We start from the raw sequence: 19501 nt of genomic DNA, 5'->3' as shown, positions 1-19501 counted from the left end.
TAATTGTAAAACCCGCAGTGGTTCAAATGCTGCGGGTTTTTTATTTGTCCCCTTTTTGGTTGCTCTTTCGCAGGGTACTATGCACAACCATTAATGAAAAATTTTTACTGTTATGAACAAATCGATACTTATAACTTTTTTACTGTGTAGTGCATTACTGGCAGGGGCTTGCTCGGATTCAGGAACGGGTGCAGAAGATGAGTTGAAACCATTGGATTTTACGACGTCCCCGACATCAGAGCTCAGCCAGATTGTTAATAATACCCCCAGCGATTTCACCTGGGATTTTTATAATGATAATATCCTTTTGGGTTTGGAACCCAAGCCGGACTCTTTCGAAGGGGAGATAGTTCTGTCGGTATTTCAAGTCCAAAATGGCGAAGTAACCAATCGCTTAACCAGCGATCCAGTGGGTACCAATCTGGAGGAGCTGTCGGCGGGTCTCTCTACTGCAGAGATGTATCCCGACTCACCCTGGTTTCGTGGCTCAGAGTGGGCGAACGACAGTCCTATATGGGTTCCTTCTACCCAATGGTATCCCGGGTCTATGTGGGCACCTTCTGAAATAGAGAATAAGGCATTGTCGCAAAACGATTTATCAGCAGGAGAGACACTGGTAGTCATTTACCCTCACTTGCCGGGTGAATCTGAACGCGAAGTGCTTACGCAGCCTTATGGTATTGTCTTTAGTGAAAACTAAAGTGGATTTTTATTTAAACTTGAGCACTAAAACTAACAAAAGCGCTATCCGAGGGGGGTAGCGCTTTTGTTTTAAGTCATCTGGTTGTGGTAATATTTTACCAATTATGGACTTTTTACTTTGTACTCGTTTGCCAAGTCATGTTTTCCCCAACTGTTATAAAGTTCAACAAGGTATTCTTTGGCATCATTAGTCGCATCATGCTGTGGTCCCCGTTCTTTTTTAAGGGTTTGATACCCTGCTTTAAGTAGCTTTTCTGCCTCTTCATAATTATTGCTTTTTATGAAAGTTGCTCCCAGCGGTACTTGAGATTGAGCGATTCTAACATCACCCTGATCAAACTTTTTTTGCCTGATTTCCAGTGCTTCTTGTAGCAGTGGTTTTGCTTTTTCGTGGTTGCCTTGCAGTAGATAAACTTTACCTAACGATGCCAGTGAAACGGCCACTGAGGGATGATCCGATGAGAGCGTTTTTTTCATGATTTCAAGGCTTCTCTTGAAATGGCGTTCTGCCAGCTCATATTGTCCGCGCTGTTTGGCAATAAAACCCAGGTTTCTCAGGTCACCGGCAACATAAGGATGATTCTTGCCATGCTGTTCTGTATCAATTTTCAGGGCTTTCTGAATTAAAGGTTGGGCTTTGGCAAATTTGTTTTGATCAACATAAAGCCGGCCCAAATTGATATAGCTTTCAGCCATCGATGGATGGTTGGGACGCAAGAGCTCTTTTCGCATATCTAAAGCTTTTTTAAGATAGGGTTCTGCATCTTCATAGCGTCCGGCTTTAATATTTGTAGTACCAATATTATTTAGAAGCTGTGCAGTTGAGGGAGTAGCTTTGTCGTACAGTTTGTCATTGATTTCTAGTGCTTCTTGATACAAAGAATCGGCAGCCGCAAAGTTCCCCATCTTTTCTTTGACTACTGCAAGGTCGTTTAAGCCCTGTAATATTTGAGGATGAATACGACCATAGTTCTGTTCCCAAACTTCCAGAGCCTGCTGTTTCAGGGTATCTGCTTTTTGGAATTTGCCAAGTTGTCGTAGGGTAAGGGCCCAATCACTGAGGGTTGTGCCGATATTGGGATGATAAGTGGAGAGGAGTTTACGTTGCTTGGGTAAGGTTTCCGCATAAAGGGAGTCGGCAGCTTTATATTTCCCTTGCCGACTTAGTACAAAGGCAAGTTGGCTCTGAGTTTTGACGGTATTCTTATGATCAGGGCCCAGTGTTGCTAGCTGGATATCTAAAGCTTCTCTACTAAGAGATTCTGCCTCAGCAAAATTTCCTATCTTCCGCTGTAAATACCCGGCTTCACGTAGGCTCGAAGCAATCTCGCTATGTGGGTTTTGAAAAATTCTTTTACGGATAGATAGGCTTCGATATAAAGGTTTTTTTGCTTTATCATAGTTTCCAATATGTATATGTGCTCTGCCAATAACCCGCAGTAGTTCTGCCTGCACTTCAGGTTGCCCATCAAGTTGTTCTACACGTTCTTGTCCTCGCTTTAAAAAGGTTGCGGCGGTAACAGTATCTTTAGGATTAAATGTGGGGTCACTGGCCCTGAACATATCCGTAAGAAAGGTGCTTACCTCTTGGGATTTTCGGGCCTCTAACTGTGCTTTGTTACGTTCTTGTGCAATTTGCCAGGTATAAAAAGCAGTAAAGCCAATAAGTAGTAGTACAAAACCTGCTGCTACAGAAAGCCCGGTTTTGTGTCGCTTTATAAACTTGGAGGCATTGTAGCGAAAGGTATCTTCCCGGGCAATTATAGGAAGATTCGTTTTTTGCCTGTTAAGATCTTCCAGCAGCTGCTCGGCCGAGCTGTACCGGCTGTTTGGCTCTTTGCGCAAGGCTTTCATCACAATGGCATCAAGATCGCCTTTCAGAGTCTTAACCAAAGTTGCAGGCGAAGTCTTACGTTTTTCTGCAATTTGCTGCTGGTTATTGGTAGATAAATCAGAAAACCTTTGAGAAGGGCTATATGGACGTTGTTCTCGTATCTGTTCTTCGATCTCTACAAAGCTCTTCTCATCCATCTCAAATGGATGCACCCCGGCTAAGAGTTCATATAATAGAATGCCAAGTACATACGAATCGGTAGCCGTTGTTATGGTTTGGCTTGCTAACTGCTCGGGTGCTGCATAGCCCAGTGTTAGCATACGGGCACCGGTGCGGGTTTGAAAGGAGGCTCCCTCATCATCCGGTTCTATAAGTTTAGCAATACCGAAATCCAGCACTTTGACATCTCCTTGGGTATTCACCAGAATGTTTGAAGGCTTTAGATCTCGATGGATAATCGCATTTTGGTGGGCATGTTGAACGGCAAAGCAGACTTGTTCAAATAAAGCTAAACGTTTTTCAACTGAAAGTTGATGTTTATTACAGTACTCAAGCAAGGGTGTTCCATCTACATATTCCATGACAAGGTAGGGCAGTCCCTCTTCGGTAAGCCCTCCATCAAGCAAACGTGCAATATTGGAATGGTCCAGATTTGCCAGGATATTACGCTCGCGTTTAAACCGAGCAATGTTCGAAGGGGTGTCCATGCCACGCCGCAATATTTTAACAGCTACTTCCTTTTTATAGGCCTCATCGGCGCGCTCGCCTTTAAAGACAGATCCCATTCCACCATGGCCAATAAGTTCATGAAGGCTGTAGTTGCCCACTTGTTGGCCAATCATAGACGAAGCCATAGGCGCATCGCCGGGAGATAGTTCACCGGCTATATCGCTGAGATAGGTTTCAGGAGTTCCTAAAAAATTTTCAGTACCCGACTTCTCAATAGAGGCAAGCAGTTGAGTAACTTGCTGTTTTAACTCTTTGTCGTCTTTACAACGTTCTTCTATGTAGGTTGCTCTTTCTTTTTTATCAAGATCAAGTGCGGTATCAACGATCTTGTTAACCTTTTTCCATTGATGTTGCTTCATAGAATAGTGAAGCTTTTAAGAAATTACCCTTTTAATTCTTTATAAAGCCAACCTCGCGCTTTGGCCCAATCTCTTTTGACCGTTCGCTCTGATATGTCCAATACCTCTGCGGTGGCTGTCACACTCATTTGTCCAAAGAACCGAAGTACTACAACATCGGCCATTCGCTGGTCAAGTTCTGCGAGTTTATTGATCTCCTTATCAAGATTAATGAGTTCTTCAGTCTTATGGTGTTGTTTAAGAAGCTCATCAATATAGGTGACGTCTTTTTTATTACCACCTCGTTTTTCAGCTTTCTTTTTGCGGGCATGATCGATAAGTATTTGGCGCATGCATCGCGCAGCTATGGCCATAAAGTGGTTTTTATCATTGGCCTGTATTTGAGTCTGATCAATCATCTTTAGATATACTTCATGCACCAGCTCCGTTTCAGTAAACGTAATATCTTTCCGTTCTTTTTGAAGCTTTGAATAAGCTAACCTCTTGAGCTCCCCATATATCAAGGAAAATAGTTCATCATAACTTTTATTTTCGGGATCTCTTAGGTCTTTTAACAGCCTGGTAACTTTTTTCTTCCCCATCGGTAAATAAGATGAAATGTTAATAGCACTAGCTATATCGCAAATGATACAAATTTATGTCTGCAGATAATCTTACAACTAATTACAAGATCTTTAGCTGAAATGAAAGTTTTAGGCTCTTGGGTGAAATTCTTTATGCACTTGATGCAGCAGTGAACGGTCTACATGGGTGTAAATCTCTGTTGTTAGGATAGAAGAGTGCCCCAGCATCTCTTGTACGGCGCGCAGGTCGGCCCCGCCTTCGAGCAGGTGGGTGGCAAATGAGTGCCGGAAAATATGGGGATATACATTCTTTTCTATGCCGGCTCGTTCTGCGGCATCATTGACTACATTCCAGATACTCATTCGAGACAAAGGGTTTCCTCTTTGGCTTAAAAAAACTTTGTTTTCTGCCTTGTGGGGATCTTTATCACTCAGAAATTTTGGTCGTACCACTTCAATGTAATGTTCCAGGGCCGATTGAGCGACTTCGCCCACCGGAACCAGTCGTTCTTTATTCCCTTTGCCGATGACCCGTATAAAACCAATTTCAAAAATGAGGTTATCCACTTCCAGGCTTGTCAGTTCGCTAACACGCATGCCGGTGGCATAGAGCGTTTCAAGGATGGCGGCATTACGAATACCGGCATCCGACTCACGGTTGGGAGTGTCAATAATGGCTGCAACTTCATCTTGATCTAATACCTCAGGCAAATTCTGTGCCTTCTTAGGCAGCTCAACCAGTTCGGCGGGGTTTGCCCTGGCGATACCTTCAACAACGGCAAATTCGTGGAAGCTGCGGATGCTGGAGATGTTGCGAGCTATAGAACTGACAGCCAGATCCATGGCCGAAAGCTCTTCGAGATATTTCTCAATATGATGCAGTGTAACTCCGCTCAGCTTCTTTATTCGAAGATCATCTGCAATAAACTTGAGGTACCGCCGTAGGTCCCGTTCATAAGAGACGACTGAATTTTCGGAGAGATTTTTCTCCAGTTTGATAAACTGCAGGTATCTCTTTAACTCCTTTTTGTAATGCATACAGAAAATCAGGAATTGTAATATTCATCAACCGGGGGTGGGCTTTCCGGGGCCTCGGGATGTTTGGGAATCTCTTCATCGGAATCTGCAGATGGTAGCTCTTTGACACCTGTTTTCTTTGCCTCTTCTTTTTCTTCATCATCGGGATATTCAACTCTGCTGTGATAAATACCCACCAGAATGTTGAGGAAGGTCTCTTTAATAGCGTGTATATCCTGGAATGTTAGAGGTGTTTTGCTAAGCTGTCCCTCATTAACACGGTCATCAACCATTTTATCAATAAGGTTCTCAAGCTTCTGGTAGTTCGGGTCTTTCATCGCCCGGGATGAGGCTTCAATACAGTCGGCGAGTAATAATATGCCCGTTTCTTTGGATTGCGGCAGGGGACCGTCGTACCGGAAATCCTCTTCTCGAATCTCTTTTTTGTCCTCGTCAGCTTGTTTTTTGGCTTTGTCCCAAAAGAATTTGATAAGAGAGGTACCGTGATGCGTTTTAATAAAGTCAATAACAACATCGGGCAGTCCCTCTTCTTCAGCCAGCTTCACGCCGTTAGAAACGTGTGCCTTGATAACCAGGGCACTCATGCGGGGCTTTAACTTGTCATGCTCATTGGCCTCGGTTTGATTTTCAGTGAAGTAGCCGGGATTCTCCATTTTGCCGATATCGTGATATAATCCTCCCACACGACATAGCAGGGCATTGGCCCGAATAGCACCGGCAGCTGCTTCGGCCAGGTTAGAAACTTGCAGGCTGTGATGAAAGGTGCCCGGTGCTTTTGTCATAAGTTGTTTGAGAAGGGGCAGATTTGTATCGCTCAGCTCAATAAGCGTAAAATCAGTAGTAACTTTAAAAGTCTTCTCAAATAGGAGAATCAGAGGATAGGTAAAGAGAATAAAGATAGCATTGATTCCCACATAGAACAGCTCATTTAATAGTGGACCCAAACCATTGAAAGAGGTCATATTAAAACCGAGAATGACCACCGCATATGCGGTGAAAACAATACCGGGCGTAGTAAAGAAAAATTGCGATCGTTTTTTAATATCTCGTACAGAAAACAAACCAAGGCTGCAGGCTACCGTAGTGGCAGTGATGTATTCAAAATTATTGCCGTTGATGAGGCCGGTAAGCAGAGCCAGGGTAAAAGTAGCCAGTAATCCCACACGGGAATCAAAGATGATTGTTAAGATGATGGGAGCAACGGCTACAGGTACGATATAGGGAGAGATATTTTCAATTTCGTAAACAATGGAACTCCCCACACAGATGAGCGACATAGCAATAACAACCAATAGTAACATGGCATTATTGGAAAAGATATGGCGCCGATACAGGTACAGGTAGAAAAAAAATATTGTAAGGATGGCCATGATAACCAGGATATCTCCCCCGTAACGCAGCCACAGCTCGGTAGTGCTGGCATTTTGAGCTCTTGCTTTGGCAAGACTCTGCAGCATATTATATTTTTTCTCAGTGACAATATCGCCCCGGCGAATGATTACCTGTCCCTGGGCTACAGCCCCTTTGGAGGTAGAGATATCAGCCATTGCCTCTTCAATACGCTGCTGGGTCTCATTTTTGTTGTAGATCAAATTGGGTTGGATAACCCGGTTAACAATCTGTGTTGCTACATTAGCCAGTTCCTCATAAAAGTTTCTGGAGATACGATATTTAGCATACTCCCGTGCTTCGGGCATGTCACGCACGTTAACCAGGTTTAGCGTTTGCTCAGTCCGATTTCGGAGATCTCGAACGGTAATTTCATCATTAGAGAGCTCATTTTTAGTGATGCTGATGATGCCATCATTAAGCATCTCATTTGTGAGGTTATTCAGCTGCTTTTCCAGGTTGACAGCCGTAAACTGGTCGCCGCTGTTATTTACTGCCGGTGAGTTGTTTTGAAGAGCATAATAATTTTCAATTAATATTTCCCAGCTCTTATCAGGCAGTTGAATTGGTGCTTGGTTTTTAATCCTGTTAAACCGAATACTGTCGCGACTCGCATTTTGGTTATTTTCTTTAGCGGTCTGCCACTGTTTATAGCTTTCTGCAAGCGGTTTCATCTGCTGAAACAAAGAATCCAGTGTGGCCTGAATTTCTACTTTTGCATTATCATCCGTGTGGAAAATAGGGGGAGTGGTCTCACGAATTGTTTGTCGCTCTTTTTCGATCTGTTCACTGCTTTTCTGGATAGGAAAAGTAAAGGGGGCAGTAAGATCTTCGGCACGCCACGGTTCCCCGACATTGTAATTTATGGGTTCTTTAAAAGAGGCATGGGGGACCGAAAAAATGAGGACAACAAGAAACCCTAGTAATACCAAGGCCTGTATATAGTTATTGTGGCTTAGTGAAGAGGCTTTTTCCTGCTCTTTCTTCTTTTCGCCAATTACAGGGGCGCCCCGTCGCTTTTTGGGGGCCAGTCCCAGCTTTTCAAGAATGTTCATAATATCAATTAGGTCCGTTTATTGGGAGATAAAAGATCCCGCAAAACGTTGATTAATGATGCTAAGATACTTCGAATACAAAATTATACCAACCCGAATTCATATTACCAAACTATTTGAGCTAAACCTTTTCTCCAATGATGTTCAGGAAATCTTTTTCTTCGATAATTGCTATCCCCAATTCAAGGGCTCTGTCATATTTACTGCCGGGAGAGTCTCCTTTCAGCAAATAGTCGGTATTACCGCTGACAGAGGAGGTTCTCTTACCTCCGTGTTTCTCAATAAGTTCTGTGGCTTCTTTTCTGGTAAAAGAGGGCAAGCTGCCTGTTAATACCAGTTTTTTTCCTTCTAATTTTTGGGAAGTTTGTTCTTGTTCTTCCATCTCAAAATTAAGCCCATGTTCTCTGAGCGTTTTCACCATCTGCCTGTTATGCTCCTGATCAAAAAACTTGACGACAGATTCTGCAATTTTAGGCCCTATAGAATCGATTTCAGCAATGGTTTCTTCGTCGGCATCCATCAGAGCATCCATTGTTTGGAACCCATTGGCCAGGTCTCGTGCCACCGTTTTTCCTACAAAGCGAATACCCAGCGCATAAATAACTCTATGCAATGGTTGTTCCTTACTGCTATTGATGGCGTCAATAAGGTTTTGGGCACTTTTCTCGGCCATCCGTTCAAGAGGTAGCAACTGCTCTTTCTTCAATTCATAGAGGTCAGCATATGTTTTAATAAGCCCTTCAGTGACGAGCTGGTCTACCACCGCTTCACCCAGCCCTTCGATATCCAGGGCATCGCGCGAGGCAAAGTGTTCAATACGTTGGCGTATTTGGGGAGGGCATTCCGGGTTGATACAGCGCCAGTCTACATCTTCGCCGAGCTTTACCAACTCTTCGTTGCAAGCCGGGCAGTGGGTAGGCATCTCAAATGGAACTGATCGGTCATCACGATCAGGATTAATGACACTGACAACCTGCGGGATAATTTCGCCCGCTTTTTCAACAACTACCCGATCGCCGGGGCGGATATCCTTACGATGTATTTCATCTTCATTGTGTAGGGATGCGTGTTTAACCGTGGTGCCCGCCAGTTCAACAGCTTTAAAATCGGCAACAGGGGTAATTTTACCCAGCCTGCCTACTTGCAGACGAATATCTTTTACAACGGTTGTTGCCTGTTCGGCTTCAAACTTGTAGGCAATAGCCCACCGCGGTGCTTTCGAAGTTGACCCTAATTCCTCACGGTATTTATCTTCATTGACCTTAACAACTACACCATCCGTTTCATAGGGGAGGTCATGCCGTAACTCTTTCCACTCATCAATTTGAGCATGCACTGCTGCAATCTCTTCACACCTCTTGTAGTGTTGGCATACACGCAGGCCATACTCCTGGAGGAGTTCCATTTTTTCGTACTGCGTAATGGGGGCCTCGTTATCGGTTATAAGATCGAAACTAAAGAAGCGGATCGGGCGGCGCGCAACTTCGCGGGGATCCTGCATTTTTAAAGATCCTGCTGTAGAGTTACGCGGATTCGCAAAAGCATTTAGCCCTTGCTGTTCGCGATGTTCATTTAATCGCACAAAAGCATCGCGCTCTATATATGCTTCCCCGCGTATCTCTGCTACCCCGGGATATTCGTTTTCCAGGTGAAGGGGAATATCTCTTATTGTTCTGATATTTCGAGTGATATCATCGCCTCGTTCTCCGTCACCACGCGTTGCTCCCAAGACAAGGTCACCATTTTCATAGCGCAGGCGGATTGCTGCCCCATCAAATTTTAGTTCCACCATGTATGTAAAATTTTCATGTCCCAGTAATTCTCTTACCCGGCGGTCAAAATCATTGAGCTCGTCTTCGTTATAGGTGTTGTCGAGGCTCAGCAGCTGCACGGGGTGGGATACCGTTTCAAAGTCACTGCTGGGTTCACCGCCTACCCGTTGTGTCGGTGAATCGGGGGTCGCAAGATCATACTGATTTTCTAAGCGCTCTAATTCAGCAAGGTATTCATCAAACTCTTTATCAGAAATGAAAGGTTGTGCATCTTGGTAATAAGCTTTATTGGCTTTGTTCAAAAGATCGCGTAGCTCATTAACACGCTTTTTCGCCTGTTCTTCGTTCATTATTGCTAAGTAATAATTCTTATAAATCTCAGTTAAAAGTGGGTCGTTCTTTTATAACAGAAGGAGAGGGAGCATCAATAGCCAGTGAATCGGGAGGAGGTTGCAACCAGGTAGAATCGCCTTCAAAGTAAGAGCGATCAATCTCCAATAACCGTGAATCGGGGTTGTAAAAGGTTTCCCGAAAGTTTGGTACCACATGACCGTTTAATAAAAGAACCATTCGGCTGTATTGCCCGCGTATTTGAATTTCATTAATGAATTCAAAACGAATGGCTTCAGACTCTTCAATCCAGTATGGATTGATACTATCAGTGACATCGGAATAAACCCGTACCGGCTCTAGTTTGCCATAGGCTGCATAAATAACCATTGAGAGCGTATCGGGCAGGGTCTCAAGAGATTCATCTTCTGTTGTTGTAACAGAACTTTCTGTCATAACAGAAGTGTCAGATTCGGTGGAGGGAACAATATCAAGCTGCAAAGAATCGGCTGAAACTGCTTCGTCGGTTACTTCTGTTGGCTGATTATCATCAACATTAGCGGAAGTTTCTGCATTTGAAAATTCATAAAAGTAGACATAGGTACCGGAGGCTACGATAATAATTATGGCTATGATACCAACCCATACCTTTGATTTTGTGGATTCCAGGGGTTGAAAGCGCTGCCCCATATCAACCCAATCTACGGAATGTACATCCGATTCTGATTCTAGCGTGCTGGGTTTGGCTATAGGAGTAGGTTCTGGTTCAGCTGGCTCATCCTTTGCTGCCTCGTGCTCATCGTCATCTGAATCCGTTGCCTCGTGTTGTTCATCTCCTTCATCCAGTTCAAATGTGGGCTTTGGTCCGTCTTCCAGAAGTTCCTGCAGTGAGCCCTGGTAGTTATCTTTTTGTTTTTTATCTAACGCATAGATGATTTTTTCTTCCTCAATAGAAAGAGCTTTAGCATAGCTGCGTATATAACTACGAATATAGGTAGGGTTCTTCTCAAACTCAGAAAAGATAGAATCATCTTCTATAGCATTGAGAATATGTTTAGGAATTTTTGTGGCCTCATGAATATCATTCAGGGTCAGTTTTTGCTCTTTACGAATGTCGGCCAAGTCATTTCCAAGTGATGGCATAGAAGGTGATCAGGTTTAGATAAAAGAACCATTGAAGTGTCGTAAATCTAAACAAATATAGTGGTTGGCAAAAATTTTTTGGAAAGATCCTTTTGTAAGGGTAGCCATCCCTGGGGATCATACTTATAGAAGACCAAAAAAAGAGAGCGTATGATTCCAATATTTCGTTATATATCGGAAGGTTTGTCACAAGTTGAATTTCCCAATGTCTGTGTTTGTTGTGGACATGAGAACACTCGACAAGAGCATCAATTGTGCTCGTTCTGTTTAGATGAGCGGTTTGAGGATGCAAATCCTGAGAATGAACGCGCATCGAGTGATACCCTATTACCGGAAGGGGTAGAGTTTCAGTTGGCACTGTGGCAGTTTGATAAAGGTGGGGTGTTGCAAGATCTTTTGCATCAGCTTAAATATCATCGTCTTACAACTATTGGTCACGATCTGGGCCGCAAGTTGGGCGAACGAGTTGCATTACATCCATCCCTTAATGCTTTTTTAAAAAAGGATAGTGCGCTTCTTTTACCTGTTCCCCTGCACTATCTGAAATATCGCTACCGTGGATTTAATCAGGCTTTTAAGATTGCAAAGGGATTTCAAGAAGGGTATAAGGAGATACCAATTTGTAATATTGATGATGTTATTCGACATAAATATACTCACACTCAAACGGGCTTTTCACTGGATCAACGGCTGCGTAATATGGAAGGCGCATTTGAGGTGAACAATACTTCCGTTATCAAAGATAAGGTACTAGTTATTATAGATGATGTTTTTACAACAGGTGCTACTACTTTTGAACTTTGTAGAACTGTGCAAAGGGCGGGGGCAAAAAGTGTGATTATTCTTACCGTAGCCCAGGCATAATTTTCTATGTTAGAAAAATTCATTTTCTGCTAAAAGAAGGATATTTTGGGGTCTATGAAAAAACACAGCCCGAGATCTAACGATGTTTTTATTGAGACTCAATTAGGAATTGTAACGCGTACCGGCGATTGGTTCCATACTACTTCGGAACATATTGAAGAATTTGTGCCCGGATTACTTGATGAGCGTCCACTTGATACATTAGTAGAAGAAGCTATTGCCTGGGTACGCAGTGCCGATAGTTTGGCCTTAACTATTTTGTTGGGATCACTACTGGTCATACATCCGATATTAGCTGCAATAACAGCGATTGCTTTTCATTTTTTCTGGTACCGCTCAAAAAGTGGATTTGTGACAATCTACCTGGGAAAACTGCTAAAATTTATGAATACTGATGGATACCTGCTGGTTACTTCTTTAGTGATAATTAGCTTTTTGGGTATGGATGGACAGTATTTAGCAGCTGGAATGGGACTTGTGTTCTTTTTTCTGATGAAATTGGGACTCCTGAAAATGTTGTGGGATAAGATCGACCAGGGGAGTTCAAAAAGTTTGTCATTAAATGATCGGGTATTTAAAATGATTTTGACGAAATATGCCATGCACTATAATATCGCTCCTGAAAAGGTGCGTGGTATGGAACAAAAATTTGTGGAGCTGGCCAGCAGCCGAAAAGGAAAAAAATAATGCCATTGGCTTTGACAAACCTATACCTTGCAAGACACGGTCAAACTGAGTATAACCGCTTGAATCAGATCCAGGGGCGGGGTATCGATGCTTCTCTTAATGATACCGGCTACCGACAGGCTCGTGCAATTGCTTCCCACTTTAAGAACAATGAACTGCATCACCTCTTTAGCAGTAGCTTAAAACGATCTTTTGAGACCGCATCGGTAGTGGGCGAAATGCACGGGTTGGAACCGGAACCTCATGCTGATCTTGATGAGATGGATTTTGGTCCGCTCGAAGGGCGCCCGATCTCTGAAATAGAGTCGAAACTAGAAGAGCTACACAATAATTGGAGATCAGGGAATACAACGTTTACATTCGGGCAGGCAGAAACCCCGGAAGTCGTGCTAGAGCGGGCTTCTGGACGGGTTGAAGATATTCTAAGTGAAAAACGAGGTAAAAACTTATTGTTTGTGTTGCACGGACGTCTGATTAGAATTCTCGTGTCTCACTGGCTGGGTTACGGGCTTTCCGGGATGCACAAAGTGCCACATACGAATGGCGCTTTATACCACCTGCAATGGAACGGCGATGCATTTAAACCGATTTATTTGAATCGTACTGCGCATCTTAGCAATGGTAGTGCGAGCAAAGTTTGAGATGATTGATATTTATTTAAAAATAGAACCGACAGGAAATTACTGAAATATATGAGCGAAAAAGTTCGCAACATGTTTGCCGATATCGCCGATGACTATGATCGGGTCAACTCCATTTTGTCATTCGGTGTCCATCATGCATGGCGAGACAGAACAGTACAGCTTAGCGGAGCCAATGAAGGCGACAAAGTTCTTGACTGTGCAACCGGAACCGGGGATTTGGCGCTGGAGTTTAAAGAAAAAGTAGGTGACAATGGTTATGTGCTGGGTACCGATTTTTGTAAGGAGATGATCGAACATGCCCCCGCTAAGGCTGAAGATCATAACCTCGAGGTCGATTTTGAGGTAGCTGATGCCATGGATCTGCCGTATGAGGATGACAAATTTGATATTAGCAGTATCGCTTTTGGTATCCGAAACGTCGACGATCCTGTACAGGCCCTTAAGGAGATGGGGCGGGTAGTACGGCCCGGTGGAAAAGTAGTAGTATTGGAATTCGGGCAACCCAAAGGATTGCTTAAATACCCCTATGAGCTATATAGCCAGTATATTATGCCCACCTTGGGTGGCTGGATAAGCGGTAACAGAGAAGCCTATGCCTACTTACCCCGAACAAGTGCAGAATTTCCGGCTGGAAATCGTTTTATTACACTGATGAAAGAGGCCGATTGTTTTACATCACAAATGTTTGAAAAACTTACCGGCGGTATCGCTTACGTTTATGTGGGTACCGTGAAATAGATCGCCTATACCTAAAATATTATTCTAAAAGGAAACCAATTTTTTTATGGATGAGTTGAACATTGCTGATATTAAAAAGTTAATCCCTCACCGTTATCCCTTTTTATTGGTGGATCGTGTATTGGAAGTTGAAGAGGGACGTATCTTGTCATTAAAAAACTTGACTGTAAATGAAGAGTTTTTCAACGGCCACTTTCCAGACCGCCCTATGATGCCGGGCGTGTTGCAGGTAGAGGCGATGGCCCAGAGTGGATGCCTTATGATGATGCACTCTCATATTGATGATCCTGAAGAATCATTAATGGTATTTACCGGTATTAACAAAGCAAAGTTTCGTAAGTCCGTTGTGCCGGGTGACCAACTTATTATGGAAGTCACATTGGTAAATCAGCGTCGCAATTTCATCAATATGGAAGGAACAGCCACCGTAGGTGATGAAGTTGTTTGTGAACTTGAAGCTTCGGCAGCTATCGTACCTAAAGAAGAGGAATAATGAGTACTGAACAATCTTCAAGCAGGCCCAAAAAAGTTACGACCCAGACGGTCGTAGAGATGAAAGAGCAGGGCGAAAAAATTAGCATGCTCACAGCCTATGACTTTACCATGGCCCGTATTATCGATCAGGCGGGTATCGAGGTGATCTTAGTAGGAGATTCGGCCAGTAACGTGATGGCCGGTCACGAAACAACGGTACCGATGACGATGGAGCAGATGATCTATCACGCCTCTTGTGTGGTTAGAGGGGTAGATAAAGCCTTGGTTATTGCAGACCTGCCTTTTATGAGTTACCAGGTTACTGCTAACGAAGCATTAACCAATGCCGGACGCATGATGAAAGAGGCCGGTGTGCATGGGGTGAAGCTGGAGGGCGGACGATTTGTTGTCGATACTGTTGAAAAGATCGTGAATGCCGGAATTCCCGTGATGGGACACCTGGGACTTACCCCGCAGAGTATTTACCAGTTTGGTACATACAAGGTAAGGGCAAAAGAAGATGCCGAGGCAGAACAGCTGGTTGAAGATGCCAAGGCATTGGAGGAAGCAGGCTGCTTTTCGCTGGTACTTGAAAAAATTCCTGCAGAATTGGCGGCACGGGTTACAGAGTCAATTTCTATCCCGACTATCGGTATTGGGGCTGGGGAAGAGTGTGACGGACAAGTGCTCGTAACGCACGATATGCTTGGCCTTAATAAGGAGTTTAACCCTCGATTTCTGCGCCGTTATGCAGATATGCACAGTACCATGACAAAGGCCGTTCAACAGTTTATTACCGATATAAAGTCGGGCGATTTTCCGAATGAGAATGAGCAATACGATTGATTAGGTAAAGAGGAAAAAGAGGTATAGGGAAATAAGGGAAAAATGATCTGCTCGTATATTGAGAGAATGTCCTCATATACTTATTTCCTTATCCCCTTCACAGAATTAAGTAGATTCAATTTTTAGTAATTGATTAAATATAAATCATATGAGTAACAGTGACGACAAGCCGGTAATTTTAGTTTGTAATGATGATGGGATTTTCTCACCGGGTATTAAAGCCCTGGCCGAGGTAGCCGATGAGTTTGGGGATGTGGAAATCATTGCCCCGGATCGCCAACAGAGTGCGGTTGGGCATGCAGTGACCGTAAATACGCCATTGCGTTCTCGATCATTTCAGCTTGACGGACGTTTTACCGGGCAGGCAGTTACCGGAACACCAGCCGATTCTGTAAAGCTGGGGCACGATCAGCTGATGAAACGAAAGCCCGACCTGGTTGTCAGCGGCATTAATCACGGGAGTAATGCAGGGGTAAATATTTTGTATTCGGGTACGGTGAGTGCCGCTACCGAAGGTACCATTCTTGGATATCCTTCTATTGCCGTCAGTTGTACCGATTTTGATGAAGAAGCAGACCTTTCAGGAGCAAAAGATGCGGCGCGTAAGGTTATAGGTTATGTATTAAGTGAAGGACTTCCCCGGGGAGTAACAATGAATCTGAATGTACCGACCGGTCCTTTAAAAGGAATTAAATGGGCGCGACAAGCCAACAGTCGCTATGTAGAGGAGTTCGAGGGCCGGGTTGATCCCAACGACCGAGATTATTACTGGTTAACCGGGCGCCTGCAGCTGCTTGATGAAGGGGAAGATCTGGATGTTAACGTGCTGGAAAAAGGGTATGCCTCACTAACACCCATCCAGTATGATATGACGGCTTACTCGTTACTCAAAAACCTTGAGGATATCGAGCTGTAGTTTCTCGGGGTGGGAAAGGGGGTTGGATAGAAGTATCTCGCTGTTCCCCAAGTGTCCTTCAAGGAAGCTTACCGATTAGCCAACGGCTTTAAAAGCAAAAGCGATGCCATCACTTGGAGTGATGGCATCGCTTCTTAAGAACGAGATGCTTGTGCGATACTGATTAAAAGTAACTTCTATAAAACAACAAGTCATTTCGAACGCAGTGAGAAATTCTTGTAAGTATCGGGTCGTTTGTTAATGAAAAATTAGCACATGGTTTTTACTATGGGGCCCGCTCGTCGCTGCTCAAAGCACGGTAGAGCACTACGATAGTACCAATATTTTATACTATGCCTGTCCCTTGCTTAAGGTATTGGTATAGTGGTTGCCTAAGGTTTGATAAGGAAAGGTTTTTTCGGGCTGGCAGCCTTTTAAAAAATAATCTTATTCCGTAGCAGAGCATCGGAATAAGATTATTTTTCGAATGTGCATAAATCAAATTTTTATAGCAGTTGGGTTTCGGTTTTCATCGAGGGCAACCATATTAAAATTACCTTTGATCGCTTCTGAGCGTTCCTCAGAGTACATATCTTCAATCACCATGGTGACCGTTACCGTTAAACTGGTATTTCCCACATTAGTGACTCTGCCTTCCAGCTCTACGAGTTTACCAGCCGGAATAGCTTCCGTAAAGTCGATCCGTTCGGAAGAAACAGTAACCATCTGCTGACGACTGAATCGCGTAGCTGTGATAAAAGCTGTTTCATCCATCCACTGCAGGGCCGTCCCTCCAAAAAGCGTATCATAGTGATTCGTTGTGTTAGGAAACACAGCCTTTACCATTTTGGTGGCAGATGATTCTATTCTTTTTTCAAAATTCATAATACCTGCTTGTTTTTGTAGCGATCCCATCACTCCAAGTGATGGGATCGCTCGAAGTTATTTCTATTCGCAGCTGGGACAAATTTTGCGAAGCATAGGATCGGTAGGGCAGGAGTCGGCATCAGCATTAAGAGCTTCTTCTACCGCCTCATCCCCGAATTTCTCCCGGGCCTTGGCCTCCAGCTCGTTGGTATCCATGTTTTCAAGATCCCCTTTTTTCTTGGGTGTAGAACCGTTACTGGCGCCTGCAGCCCCGAATCCTTTCCGAGAACCTCGCTTGTTGACTTCTTCGGTATATTTTTCGCCCTTTACTACCTTATCAATAAAGCAGTAATAGGTGGATTTTAGCTTTTTCTCCCAGGCATAGAGGTAGATCTCTTCCATATCGTCCCGGTACCGCTCATCGATATAGAGCGATTTAGAAACCGACTGGTCGATCGATTCCTGGAAGGCCGCCGCAATATCGATCTGCCGGTTGGGATGGATCTCGTAAGCAGTTTTATACAGATCTTTATCAATAACCCCATCCAGTTCCGGTATATGCTGTACTGATCCGTTATTGGCCTTAATTTTCTGAGCCATATCGTCGCTCCATTGGCCTTTTTCTTCCAGGTCTTCAATGAGCTGTCGGTTGATAACAATGTTTTTACCGGAAAGCGTATCTCGTGAATAGAGATTACTGAAGTAGCTGTCGATAGAAGAAGTAGTCCCTGAGATAATAGAGATAGAAGCGGTGGGGGCAATAGCAAGTAGCACGGCGTTACGGCGCGGTTTGTAATCATAGGCATTGCCTTCTTCTTTTACTTCTTCGTAATGAGCAAAAGCTCCTCGCTCTTCGGCCAGCTCTTGGGAGGTGCGATAGGTGATCTCGCGCATAAATGAACCCAGCTTTCGGGCCAACAGTACAGCTTCTTCCGAATCGTAAGGGATTTCGAGATCTACTAAAGCTTCAGCAAAACCCATTAGCCCAATTCCCAGTGGACGCAGGTCCATGGTATTTTTTCGGGCTTCTTCGGATGGATAGAAATTTTTATCCAGGATATTATCGAGTCCCCGCGTCATCGTTTCAAGCGTGTCTTCCAGTTTATTCCAGTCGATATCACTGTGATCATCTTTTACATGCTTTGAAAGATTTACAGACGCTAATGTACATACTGCCGTTGAATCCGGCCGATTGGGGATGGAGATCTCTGTACACAGGTTAGAACTATTAATGACGCTATACTGCGGGCATGGATTGTGGCGATTGTGTTCATCTTTGAAGATCAACCACGGGTGCCCGGTTTTGGCCAGCTTAAACAGGTACTTTTTGAAGAAGTTTTTACTGTCGCGTTTGTCGTACTGTTTTAACTCACCGGCTTCAGCCTGTTCGATGCGCTTCTCATATTTCTTTTTGAAATCATCACCCACTGCATCAACAAGTTCCGGGCATTCACCGGGATCAAACAGATAAATAGGCTCACCTTCCCGGATTCGTCGCATCATCTCATCGGGCATCCAGATGCTGGTATTGAGCGAGGGCGTTCTGAAATAGGCGTTGCCGGTTGTTTCGCGAAGATCCAGGAAACCATCAATATCGAGGTGCCAGGGTTGCATAGAGATAACTTGGGAGCTTCGGCGACGGCCGCCCTGCTGTATAGAATTGACCAGCGTATCAAAAATCTTAATAAATGGGATGGCTCCGGATGAGGGAGCGTTCAGAGATTTTATATTAGAGCCTGTGGCCCGGATACGGCTGACATCGGTACCTACGCCTCCGGCATACTTGGCTAAGAAGGCAGTCTCCCGGGCCTTATCCATAATGGAATCCAGTGAGTCATCGATCACACTGACATAGCACGAGGAATACTGCGAGGTGGTCGTACCGGAGTTAAAGAGGGTAGGCGTTGAGTGTAGGTATTCCAGGTTGGAGAGTTTATTATACATCTTGACAATCTCCTCATTGGAGTTGCCGATGCCCATGGCCACACGCATAAAAAACCACTGGGGCTTTTCGATGGTCTGATCGTCCCGATTTTTCATCAGGTAGCGGTCGTTGAGGGTGGTAAGCCCAAAGTAGCCAAGCAGCCCATCACGGCTAAAGTCGAGCGTATCTTCAAGCAGGTCCAGATCAAACTCTTTTAGGCGCTCATCAAGTAAGTCCTGTTCAAATGCTTGGTCCAGGTAATCCCGGAAACCGTCCAGCCGCCGGTCGATATCCTTATTGATAATTTTGAGTAGCTGTCGAGTGGCCAGGGTATCATACACCGGGTGCTTGGGGATAAGCTGTTCAATAGCCTTAAGCACCAGCCGGTCGAGCTCTTCGGTGGTGACTCGTTCCGGGACTTTAAGGTCCAGCTCTTTCATAATCAGGAAGACGAGCTCATAGTCGTCTTCGACTTCCAGTCCCTGGATGATGTTAAAGATGGCATTAATAATTTTTTGGGTGCGAAATGGCTGTTCTGTGCCATCACGCTTTATGACTGTTCGTTTCATAATATTGAGTGAGTTTATATGTGTATAATTAGGCTTCGATGTCATCTCGAATGAAATGAGAGATCTTTGGACCCTATGT

General features: G+C 44.2%; 16 protein-coding genes. 8 read left to right on the top strand and 8 right to left on the bottom strand.

Annotated elements, in window-relative coordinates; all coding sequences use genetic code 11:
* Positions 1-112: 112 nt before the first annotated feature.
* Positions 113-700, top strand: coding sequence for a hypothetical protein (locus tag G3569_RS07685; protein WP_165267750.1), 588 nt, complete (start codon positions 113-115; stop codon positions 698-700).
* Positions 701-804: 104 nt separating this feature from the next.
* Here the strand turns inward: G3569_RS07685 and G3569_RS07680 are convergent, their stop codons facing one another.
* The 6 genes from G3569_RS07680 to G3569_RS07655 form a co-directional block, all read right to left on the bottom strand.
* On the bottom strand, positions 805-3624 hold the full coding sequence (locus tag G3569_RS07680) for a serine/threonine-protein kinase (protein WP_165267748.1): 2820 nt from the start codon (positions 3622-3624) through the stop codon (positions 805-807).
* Between the two features lie 23 nt (positions 3625-3647).
* A complete protein-coding gene (locus G3569_RS07675) occupies positions 3648-4205 on the bottom strand; it encodes an ECF-type sigma factor (protein WP_165267746.1) in 558 nt (185 codons plus the stop codon).
* A gap of 111 nt (positions 4206-4316) precedes the next feature.
* On the bottom strand, positions 4317-5225 hold the full coding sequence (xerD, locus tag G3569_RS07670; protein WP_165267744.1) for a site-specific tyrosine recombinase XerD: 909 nt from the start codon (positions 5223-5225) through the stop codon (positions 4317-4319).
* A gap of 8 nt (positions 5226-5233) precedes the next feature.
* Complete coding sequence (locus G3569_RS07665; protein WP_165267742.1) at positions 5234-7669, bottom strand: HD family phosphohydrolase; 2436 nt, start codon at positions 7667-7669, stop codon at positions 5234-5236.
* A 121-nt stretch (positions 7670-7790) separates the two neighbouring features.
* Complete coding sequence (gene ligA, locus G3569_RS07660; RefSeq protein WP_165267740.1) at positions 7791-9791, bottom strand: NAD-dependent DNA ligase LigA; 2001 nt, start codon at positions 9789-9791, stop codon at positions 7791-7793.
* Positions 9792-9819: 28 nt separating this feature from the next.
* Positions 9820-10914 carry a helix-turn-helix domain-containing protein gene (locus G3569_RS07655; RefSeq protein WP_165267738.1) on the bottom strand — a complete coding sequence of 365 codons (1095 nt, stop codon included), beginning with the start codon at positions 10912-10914 and terminating at the stop codon, positions 9820-9822.
* 150 nt (positions 10915-11064) lie between these two features.
* On the opposite strand from G3569_RS07655, the gene G3569_RS07650 reads away from it, so the two are divergent.
* The 7 genes from G3569_RS07650 (at position 11065) to surE (ending at position 16083) form a co-directional block, all read left to right on the top strand.
* Complete coding sequence (locus G3569_RS07650) at positions 11065-11778, top strand: ComF family protein (protein WP_165267736.1); 714 nt, start codon at positions 11065-11067, stop codon at positions 11776-11778.
* A gap of 54 nt (positions 11779-11832) precedes the next feature.
* Entirely contained in the window at positions 11833-12465 is a 633-nt protein-coding gene (locus tag G3569_RS07645; RefSeq protein ID WP_165267734.1) for a hypothetical protein, read from the top strand.
* Positions 12465-13106, top strand: coding sequence for a histidine phosphatase family protein (locus G3569_RS07640; protein ID WP_276611329.1), 642 nt, complete (start codon positions 12465-12467; stop codon positions 13104-13106). The genes G3569_RS07645 and G3569_RS07640 overlap by 1 nt, the downstream gene beginning before the upstream one ends.
* Positions 13107-13157: 51 nt before the next feature.
* Positions 13158-13847: a bifunctional demethylmenaquinone methyltransferase/2-methoxy-6-polyprenyl-1,4-benzoquinol methylase UbiE gene (ubiE, locus tag G3569_RS07635; RefSeq protein ID WP_165267730.1), complete on the top strand. Its 690-nt coding sequence runs from the start codon at positions 13158-13160 to the stop codon at positions 13845-13847.
* A gap of 46 nt (positions 13848-13893) precedes the next feature.
* A complete protein-coding gene (gene fabZ / locus G3569_RS07630; protein WP_240894643.1) occupies positions 13894-14340 on the top strand; it encodes a 3-hydroxyacyl-ACP dehydratase FabZ in 447 nt (148 codons plus the stop codon).
* Positions 14340-15167, top strand: coding sequence for a 3-methyl-2-oxobutanoate hydroxymethyltransferase (panB, locus tag G3569_RS07625; RefSeq protein WP_165267728.1), 828 nt, complete (start codon positions 14340-14342; stop codon positions 15165-15167). Before fabZ ends, panB begins: the two co-directional genes overlap by 1 nt.
* A gap of 148 nt (positions 15168-15315) precedes the next feature.
* Positions 15316-16083 (top strand): 5'/3'-nucleotidase SurE, encoded by a 768-nt coding sequence (gene surE, locus G3569_RS07620; protein ID WP_165267726.1) that lies wholly within the window; start codon positions 15316-15318, stop codon positions 16081-16083.
* Positions 16084-16560: 477 nt separating this feature from the next.
* Here surE and G3569_RS07615 read toward each other — a convergent pair whose 3' ends face one another.
* A complete protein-coding gene (locus G3569_RS07615; protein WP_165267724.1) occupies positions 16561-16947 on the bottom strand; it encodes an acyl-CoA thioesterase in 387 nt (128 codons plus the stop codon).
* A gap of 63 nt (positions 16948-17010) precedes the next feature.
* Complete coding sequence (locus tag G3569_RS07610; RefSeq protein ID WP_165267722.1) at positions 17011-19422, bottom strand: ribonucleoside-diphosphate reductase subunit alpha; 2412 nt, start codon at positions 19420-19422, stop codon at positions 17011-17013.
* Positions 19423-19501: the final 79 nt, after the last annotated feature.

It is taken from the genome of Fodinibius halophilus (assembly GCF_011059105.1).
Taxonomy (GTDB): domain Bacteria; phylum Bacteroidota; class Rhodothermia; order Balneolales; family Balneolaceae; genus Fodinibius; species Fodinibius halophilus.
Note: the sequence above shows the minus strand (reverse complement) of the source record. Positions and strands in the feature narration are given on the sequence as shown.